Annotated in this window: 8 protein-coding genes; all 8 read right to left on the bottom strand. The window is 66.9% G+C overall.

All coding sequences use genetic code 11. The features are described 5' to 3' along the window. The coding region (soxZ, locus tag AB7E35_RS14445; protein WP_428167806.1) for a thiosulfate oxidation carrier complex protein SoxZ at nucleotides 1-286 on the bottom strand (286 nt) is incomplete at its 3' end. Nucleotides 287-307: 21 nt separating this feature from the next. Further along, nucleotides 308-829 carry a thiosulfate oxidation carrier protein SoxY gene (locus AB7E35_RS14440; protein ID WP_428167805.1) on the bottom strand — a complete coding sequence of 174 codons (522 nt, stop codon included), beginning with the start codon at nucleotides 827-829 and terminating at the stop codon, nucleotides 308-310. A gap of 32 nt (nucleotides 830-861) precedes the next feature. Next, nucleotides 862-2,202, bottom strand: coding sequence for an FAD-dependent oxidoreductase (locus AB7E35_RS14435; protein ID WP_428164366.1), 1,341 nt, complete (start codon nucleotides 2,200-2,202; stop codon nucleotides 862-864). 40 nt (nucleotides 2,203-2,242) lie between these two features. Continuing rightward, nucleotides 2,243-3,331 carry a YeeE/YedE family protein gene (locus tag AB7E35_RS14430; protein WP_428167804.1) on the bottom strand — a complete coding sequence of 363 codons (1,089 nt, stop codon included), beginning with the start codon at nucleotides 3,329-3,331 and terminating at the stop codon, nucleotides 2,243-2,245. Between the two features lie 236 nt (nucleotides 3,332-3,567). After that, nucleotides 3,568-4,851: an FCSD flavin-binding domain-containing protein gene (locus tag AB7E35_RS14425; RefSeq protein WP_428167803.1), complete on the bottom strand. Its 1,284-nt coding sequence runs from the start codon at nucleotides 4,849-4,851 to the stop codon at nucleotides 3,568-3,570. Then, nucleotides 4,851-5,219, bottom strand: a complete 369-nt coding sequence (locus AB7E35_RS14420) for a c-type cytochrome (RefSeq protein ID WP_428167802.1) — start codon at nucleotides 5,217-5,219, stop codon at nucleotides 4,851-4,853. Before AB7E35_RS14420 ends, AB7E35_RS14425 begins: the two co-directional genes overlap by 1 nt. A gap of 364 nt (nucleotides 5,220-5,583) precedes the next feature. Further along, nucleotides 5,584-7,653: a methionine--tRNA ligase gene (gene metG, locus AB7E35_RS14415; protein WP_428163880.1), complete on the bottom strand. Its 2,070-nt coding sequence runs from the start codon at nucleotides 7,651-7,653 to the stop codon at nucleotides 5,584-5,586. Nucleotides 7,654-7,701: 48 nt separating this feature from the next. Further along, nucleotides 7,702-8,352, bottom strand: coding sequence for a restriction endonuclease (locus tag AB7E35_RS14410; RefSeq protein ID WP_428163882.1), 651 nt, complete (start codon nucleotides 8,350-8,352; stop codon nucleotides 7,702-7,704). Between the last annotated feature and the right edge of the window lie 171 nt (nucleotides 8,353-8,523).

Genomic DNA, 8,523 nt, shown 5'->3' with positions numbered 1-8,523 from the left:
GGTCGTCCTTCCAGAGCATCGTCAGCTCGCCGCTGTGGCGCGCCTTGAAGGTGAATTCGATGTACGGGTTCTGGGCGACCGAGGTGCCGGGCGTCCAGATGAAGACCCGCCGGTCGCCCAGCTTGGCCTCGAAGTGGTTGACGATGTGGCGCGGGCGGGTCTTGCCGGTGGCGGGATCCACGCGCAGGCCGGTTTCCATGACGTGCTCCATCTGCGCGCGCACGCGCAGGATGTCGCCGGCCTTGGGCTTGTCGTTGCTGACCCACACGCGCGGGGGCTTGTTCATGCTCATGACGATTTTCCTGGCTTACATGCCGCAGCCGCTGGCGGCCACGGTAACGGCTTGCTTGCCCGCCAGCACCTTGCCGCTTTTCATGCGCGCCAGCACGTGCACGGTTTGCGACTGGCTCAGGCGGATGCGCACCGCGGCCTCGGCCGTGCCGGTGTCGGCGGTGAACTGCATGCGGCAGGCTAGCGGGATGGGGTTGAGCTCGGCCACCACCATCAGCTCTTCGCACCAGTCCTGATCGGTGATGGGCAGGGTGACCTTGGCCTTGACGGGCACGGCGCCGGGGTTGTCGGCCAGCACGGGCACGTCCAGCTGCAGCCCCTCGGCCTGCGGCGTGGCGCTGCCGATGAACTGCTGCATGGTCTTTTTGAATTCCACCGGGTTGGGGGCCAGGTGGCCGACCAACGGTGCCCTGGCGGCGGGCGCGGGCGTGGCGGCGGCTTGCGCCAGTGCGGCGCCGGGCAGCGCCAGGCTGGCACCTGCGGCGGCACCGGCCACCAGGCGGCGGCGGGTCAGGCGGTGGGTATTTGAGGGTGTCATTGCTTGCATTGGGCTTGCATTGGAATGGCGGATCAGGTGCCCAGGAAGTCGCGGAACATGGTGTTGATCCAGGCAAAGTCTTCTTTGACCAGATCGGGCGAGCGCACGTCCATGTCGATCTGGGTCTGGTTGACCTGGCCGCTGGCGTCGACTTCGTACTCGAACTTGACCGAGATTTCTTCCTGCGGGTCGCCGTTGACCATCATGTAGCAGAGGTTGTCCGGCAGCAGCGGCGTGACCTGCTGGCCGGCCACGCGCTGGGCGATGTTCTTGGCGACGATCTTGCCGATGTAGTTGGCCACATGGCCGCTCTTGGGATAGTGGCCAAACTGGGGCGAGATGGCGCCCATCAGGTCGCCCACGAAGTACACGCGGTCGTCGCCGTGGGCGGTGAAGTAGCGCGGGTTCATGTCGGCCCAGCCGGTGGGCTTGCCGTCGGGGGTTTTGCCAATCAGGCCCGCGTGCCAGACCATGTCGGCCGCCTGGTGGGGCGGCATCAGGATGGCGTCGTCAAATTGGAACTCGCCCGCCGCGGTCTTGATGCGCTTGTTGAACGGGTCCACCTCCTGCACGCGGGCGTTGGGCACGTGGGTGATGATGTCCGGGTACAGCTCTTCAAACGCCTGCTTGTAACCGACGCCGATGGGGGCGATCTTGGGCTTGGGGTCCAGAATCAAAATCTTGCCGGGAATCTTGTTCTTCTTGATGTGCCAGGCGATCAGGCAGGCGCGCTCGTAGGGCGAGGGCGGGCAGCGGTGCGGCGGCGGGGGCAGCGTCATGACGATGGTGCCGCCCTTGAAGTTCTTCACCTTGGCTTTGAGCGCAAACATTTCCTGGTTGGGCACGTAGGCGTTGGGGAAATGCTTGCGCGTGTAGTCAATGGCCTTCTGGTCGTTGCCAAACCAGGCCTCGTAGTCGTTGCGGATGCCGCCCGACAGAATCAAAAAGTCGTACTCGATCAGGCCGTGGGCGGTGCGCACCAGCTTCTTGTCGCGCTCAAAGCCGGTCACCTCGGTTTGCAGCAGTTGGTAGCCGTATTGGTTGGCCGGGCGCAGCATGTCGCGGTTGACAAAGTCGGTGTTGACGACGTCGATCAGCCACTTGTTGCTCATGGGGCCAGACCAGAACGTGGGGTTGCGCTCCAGCAGCACCACGTCGGAGTTGGGAATCAGCTCGCGCAGGTAGCGCGCGGCCGTCAGGCCGCCCCAGCCGCCGCCGCAGATCACGATGCGCGGGCCCTTGCCCTGGCGCGGCAGGATGCGCGACTGCGGCGTGAGGATGGCCGGGGCCGCCAGCGTGGCGATGGGTGTGGCAGCCACGGCGGCGCCCAGCGCCAGGGCGGGTGGGGTGATCAGAAAGTGGCGGCGTTGCAAGGGCATGGTGGGTTTGAGAGCTGCGGGCAAACGCGGATTCTCACCCAGCCGTCAGGTGCCGCGCAGACCCGGCCCGTATTGCCCCCAGGCGCAGCGCCAGCCAGGCGCCCAGCACAATGCCGGCCACGGCGGGCAGCGTGGCCCAGGCCAGGGTGGTGATGCCGGTCAGCCCCTGGCCGATGGAGCAGCCCGCCGCCAGCAGGCCGCCAAAACCCATCAGCCAGCCGCCCAGCGCGCTGCGGGCCAGCTGCGCGGGGCTGTCAAAGCCCTCCCAGCGGGCAGTGCGGGTGATCAGGGCGGTCAGGCACGCCCCGGACACCACGCCCGCCACCATGGCCGATGCGGCGCCAAAGTCGCGGCCCACGGCCACCTGGATGTACAGCAGGCTCTCGGCAATCGGGGCAATGAAGCTCAGCGACGTGAGCCGCGCGGGGTCGAACGGGTCTGCGCCCACGCTGGCGCTGATCCACCAGCCCACGGCCACCAGTGCGCCGATCACCAGCGCCGCCAGCCATTGCGCCGGGCTGCGGCGCAGGGCCGGGCGGTACAGGGCGTAGGCCGCCAAAATTGCTGCAGGAACGATAGCTGTCAGCGCATACACAGCAAGGGCTGACCATTGATTGGCCATCAAGTGCTGGGGCAGGGTGGCATGCTGCAGCACGCTAGGCGCCAGGCCCTGAAACCACTGGCGCAGCGGCGCCAGCACCCCCGTGGAGCTGGCCTGCGCGCCCAGGCCCAGAAACACCACCGTGACCAGAGAGCGCAGGTTGCCGCCCGCCAGCAGCACCAGCGAGCGCGCGCCGCAGGCATTGGCCAGCACCATGCCCAGCCCAAAAATCGCGCCGCCTATCAGCACGCCCGCAAACGAGAACTGCGTGCGCACGACCAGCGCCTGGCCCAGATCCACCACGCCCAGCAGCTGCAGCCCTTGCGACGCCAGCAAGGCCACGGCCAGCGCCAGCGCAAAGGCCTGCAGCGCCGGGGCGCTGTAGGGTGGTTCGCTACTGGGTGGCTCGCCGCCATCCAGGCCCAGGTGCTGGCGCAGGCCGCGCAGCAGGCAAAAGCGCCCCAGCCGCGCGGCCACGCCAAACGCCGCGCCCCATACAAAGCTGGCCCACAGAAGCGTCATGGGTCAGCCTAGAAGCGGTAGTTGGACGCGCTTGCCAGTGCCGTGATCGGCGTGTCAGGCAAGGCGCGATGACGCAGCGGGCTCATGCCCGCAAGGAGGAGCAACGCCGCATGGCGCGGCGAACGCGGTGCTGGCGAGTGTGTAGCGTGCTCACCCATCGGGTGAGCTGTAACGAAGCAGCAAAAGTCAGTGCGCATGTGGCTTTCCTGAAGATGGCAAGCGGTCAACTGCCGTTTCTAGGCTCCACGATCCCAGATGTCGGAGCTGATGGCCTTGTACCAGGCGGAGCCATAGTCCGCCTCGGCCTTGCGGAACGCCGCGTCTGCATTGGCGGGGCTGACGCCGCCGGAGCCGGGCACCTCGATCAGCTTGCCCTCTTGCGCGCGGTACACGCCCGCCACCGATATGCCGTAGCCCGCGCCCACCAGGCTGTAGCAGGTGTTGGCAAACGCGGCGGCGGGCGCTGGCTGGCCGGTCAGTTCGGCCGCAATGACGGCGGCGGCCACCTTGCCCTGGGTGTTGGCCACAAAGCCCGACTTGGGCATGGGCGCGGCCTGGGTGGCGTCGCCCAGCACATAAACATTCTTGACCAGGGCAGACTCAAAGCTCTCGGGCTTGACGGGCACCCAGCCGCTGGCATCCGTAACCCCGGCGCGGTCGGCAATAAAGCCGGCCTTCTGCGGTGAAATGACGTTCAGCACGCTGGCCTGGTGCCTGGTGCCAAACGCCGTCTCCACCACGCGCTGGCGGGCGTCCACGCGCACCACCTGGCCGTCGTCCGACTGCTTGACCCACTCGATCATGTCGCCGTACAGCGCCTTCCAGCCCTGGATGAACAGGCCCTGCTTGGAAAAGGCGTCCTTGTTGTCCAGCAGCAGGATCTTGCTTTTGGGTTTGTGCTGCTTGAAGTAGTGGGCCACCATGGCCGCGCGCTCGTAGGGGCCGGGCGGGCAGCGGAAAGGGTTGGCCGGAATCACCATCACGAAGGTGCCGCCATCGGGCATGGCTTCCATCTGCTGGCGCAGCAATTGGGTTTGGGGGCCGGCCTTCCAGGCGTGGGGCGCCAGCTGCGATGCGGCCTCGTCATAGCCTTCCAGCGCGCCCCAGCGCATGTCCACGCCGGGCGACAGCACCAGCTTGTCGTAGCGCAGAGTCTGGCCGTTGGACAGCTTGACGCTGCGGGCGGCGGTGTTGACGTCGTCGGCACGGGCGTGCACCACTTCCACACCGGCCTTGCGCAGGCCGTCGTAGCCGTGGCCAATGCTCTCGAACGAGCGCAGGCCGGCCAGGTACAGGTTGGAGAACGGGCAGGTGTAGAAGCGCTCGGCCGGCTCGACCAGCGTCACGCGCACCTGGGGTGCGCGCTCCTTGAGGTAACGGGCGGCCGTGGCGCCGCCAAAACCGCCGCCCACCACCACCACATGGGCGGCGCCCGCCTGGGCGCGGACGAAGGACGGCAGGGCCAAAGAGGCAGCACCAGCAATGGCGCTGCCCAGAACCGTGCGGCGATCAAAAGTCATTATTGAGACTCCCGGTTGAACCATTGCGCAAGCGCCTGGATTTGTGCGTCGTCATAGCCCTTCATCAGGCGGACCATGACGGTGGCGTCGCTGGCGGTGCCGGCCTTGAAGGCCTGCATGCGCAACAGCAGATGGCGCTCGCCCACGCCGCGCAGCGTGGGAATGCCGCCGGTGGACCGGCCGTCGGGGCCGTGGCAGTTGGCGCAGGTGCCGGCAATCACCGACACGTCTTGCAGGCTGACGCTGGCGGCCGGGGCTGACGGCGCTGCCGGGGTGGCGGGTGCTGTAGGGGCTGTCGCCGTGGCGACGAGCGGCGCAGCAAGCGCAACGGCCAGCAGCGCTGGCCGCAGGTTGGGTGACAAAGGCATGCAATCTCCTGATGGGCTGGTGCGGGGCTGCGCCCTGCCTTGCGGGGCAGAGGCTACGGTTGGGTGCGGCGGATTCTAGGAAGCGCTTTGCAACAACCGGTTAGAAGCATGTGCGCCCTGTCCATATGCCGGCCACCAGCTGCCAGCGTGGGCCGCGCAGTGCGGTGCGCCACGCCGGTAGATTGTCAAAAAAGTGAGCAGCTCGCGCTTGCTGGATAAGCGCTAGAGGCTGTTTTGGATCAAAAAAATTTAGCCAATCGCGATCGCGTTGTGCTGTGCAAGCCATCGCCATGCGCGATGCCTTGCCTGTCGTGATCCGATGGCGCTGCCCGCGCGCCCCAGGGGCGCGGGGCGGCAGCGGCGGTCAGTGGATGCGCATGCCCGGCTGCGCGCCGGGGAAGGGCTCCAGCACGTAGATGCCGGGCTGCGCCTTCTCGTCGGCATGGCTGGCGGCCAGCACCATGCCTTCGCTCACGCCAAATTTCATCTTGCGCGGTGCCAGGTTGGCCACCATCACGGTGAGCTTGCCTTCCAACTGCTCGGGCGCATACATGCTGGCAATGCCGCTGAAGACATTGCGCGTCTGCCCTTCGCCCACGTCCAGCGTCAGGCGCAGCAGCTTGGTCGAGCCTTCGACGGGCTTGCATTCGACGATCTTGGCGATGCGCAGGTCGATCTTGGCAAAGTCGTCGATGGTGATGGTGGGCGCAATCTCTTCGCCGCCGGGCTTCACGGCCTCGACCACGGGCGCGGCGGGCGGCTCGAACAGGGCTTGCAGCTGCTCGGGCGTCACGCGCTGCATCAGGTGCTGGTACTGGCCGATCTGGTGGCCGGCGCCCAGGGGCTTGGCCACGTCGTCAAACTGCTCGGGCGGCACGATGAGAAAGTGGGCCACCTCGGCCGCCACACGGGGCAGCATGGGCTTGAGGTAGATCGTCAGCATGCGGAAGGCCTCGATGCAGGTGGTGCACACATCGTGCAGGCGCGCGTCCATGCCCTCTTGCTTGGCCAGCTCCCAGGGTTTGTTGGCGTCCACATAGCTGTTGACGCGGTCGCACAGCGCCATGATGTCGCGCGCGGCGCGGGCCGTATCGCGCGCCTCGTACGCGGCGACAATGCCGCCCTTGGCGTCGCGCAGGTGGGCCAGCAGGGCCTGGCCGTCGTCGGTCACCGTGCCCAGCTTGCCGCCAAAGCGCTTGGCGATGAAGCCCGCCGCCCGGCTGGCGATGTTGACGTATTTGCCAATCAGGTCGGCGTTGACGCGCAGCATGAAGTCTTCGGCCGTGAAGTCGATGTCCTCGTTCTTGCCGTTGAGCTTGGCGCCCAGGTAGTAGCGCAGCCACTCGGGGTTCATGCCCAGGGCCAGATACTTGAGCGGGTCCAGCCCCGTGCCGCGGCTCTTGCTCATCTTCTCGCCGTTGTTCACCGTCAAAAATCCGTGCACGCAGATTTTGGTGGGTGTCTTGCGGCCGCTGAACTTGAGCATGGCGGGCCAGAACAGCGTGTGGAAGGTGATGATGTCTTTGCCGATGAAGTGGTACTGCTCAAGCGCGGGGTCGGCCATGTAGGCGTCGTAGTCCTCGCCGCGCTGGTTCAGCAGGTTTTTCAGCGACGCCAGGTAGCCCACGGGCGCATCCAGCCACACATAAAAATACTTGCCCGGCGCGTCCGGGATCTCGATGCCGAAGTAGGGCGCGTCGCGGCTGATGTCCCAGTCGTCCAGGCCCTCGCTGGTGGTGCCGTCGGGGTTGGTGCGCACGCCGAACCATTCGCGGATCTTGGCGGCCACCTCGGGCTGCACATGCTGGCCGTTTTGTGTCCACTCGGTCAAGAACGCCACCGCACGCGGGTCGGACAGCTTGAAGAAGAAATGCTCGGAGGTCTTGAGCACCGGCTTGGCGCCTGACAAGGCCGAGAACGGGTTGATCAGCTCGGTGGGCGCATAGACGGCGCCGCAGGACTCGCAGTTGTCGCCGTACTGGTCCTTGGCGTGGCAGCGCGGGCACTCGCCCTTGATGAAGCGGTCGGGCAGAAACATGTTCTTCTCGGGGTCGAAGAACTGCTCGATGGTGCGCGTCTCGATGAAGCCCGCGGCTTTCAGATCGAGGTAAATCTGCCGGGACAGCTCGTGGTTTTCGGGGCTGTCGGTGTTGCTCCAGTTGTCGAAGGCGATGTGAAAACCGTCCAGGTACTGCTTGCGCCCGGCGGCGATGTCGGCCACAAACTGCTGGGGCGTCTTGCCGGCCTTTTCGGCGGCGATCATGATGGGCGCGCCGTGGGCGTCGTCGGCACCCACAAAGTTCACCGCGTTGCCCTGCATGCGCTGCGCGCGCACCCAGGTGTCGGCCTGGATGTATTCCATGATGTGGCCGATGTGGAAATTGCCGTTGGCATACGGCAGGGCGGTGGTGACAAAAATCTTGCGTGCGGTCATCGGGGCGGCTCTCCAGTCGCCCCGGTCTTCGAGGCGGAACCGGCGATTTTAGGGCGTGCCGTGGCCACCGCCGGAACCTGCCCCGGGGCGCGCACGGCCTGGCACGCGCGCAGGCGCCCGGGGCGCGGGGGCCTTGAGCAGCAGGGCGGCCAGCGCGTCGCCCTCCAGCAGCACCAGGCCGTGGTCCTTGGCAAAACTGCGCGCGCCCTCGCTCACGGTGCCCGCCAGCGCCACATACACGCCCGTGCGCGCGCCCTGGCGCTGCACCTCGGCCTGCAGCTCGCGCAGCGGCTCCACACCGTGCGTGGCGGCCTTCCAGCGGCGTGCGGCCACCAGCACGGCGTCACCGGCTGACTGGTCGGGCCGGGCGATGCGCAGGTCGGCGTACAGCGTGGCCAGGCGCTGCACGTCGTGCCCCTCGGCGCGCCATGCGCGCTCCAGGGTGTCGGCAAATTCCTTCCAGGGCATGGCGGCGGCGGCCTGCAGCGCGCCCTGCACTTGCGCCGCGCTGGGCGCCCGCCACTGGCGCCAGGCGGCCATGCAGCCGATGACGGTGATCGGCACCGCGCCCATGGCGGCAAAGGGGGCAATCTCCGCCGGCAGCAACGCGCCGCAGACCAGCACGATGACGGCGGCAATGGCAAAGCTGACCCACCAGGGCGAGCGCAACAAGATCGCGAACCCCGAGTTCGGGGCCATCTTCAGTTTCACGGTTGTTTCCTTGATCGGTTGGGTGGGGCGAGCCTAGGGATGGTGTTCAAAACACCCGTGGCGGTGGCCACTGAGTCGATATATTCCACATGATGACGAATTCGGCGTTTTTTGGGCTGCAAATAAGGGGCATTTCACCCTTGCCGCTGGCCCTTTGGT

It is taken from the genome of Diaphorobacter sp. (genome assembly GCF_050251835.1).
Taxonomy (GTDB): Bacteria; Pseudomonadota; Gammaproteobacteria; order Burkholderiales; family Burkholderiaceae_C; genus JBFXIE01.
Note: the sequence above shows the minus strand (reverse complement) of the source record. Positions and strands in the feature narration are given on the sequence as shown.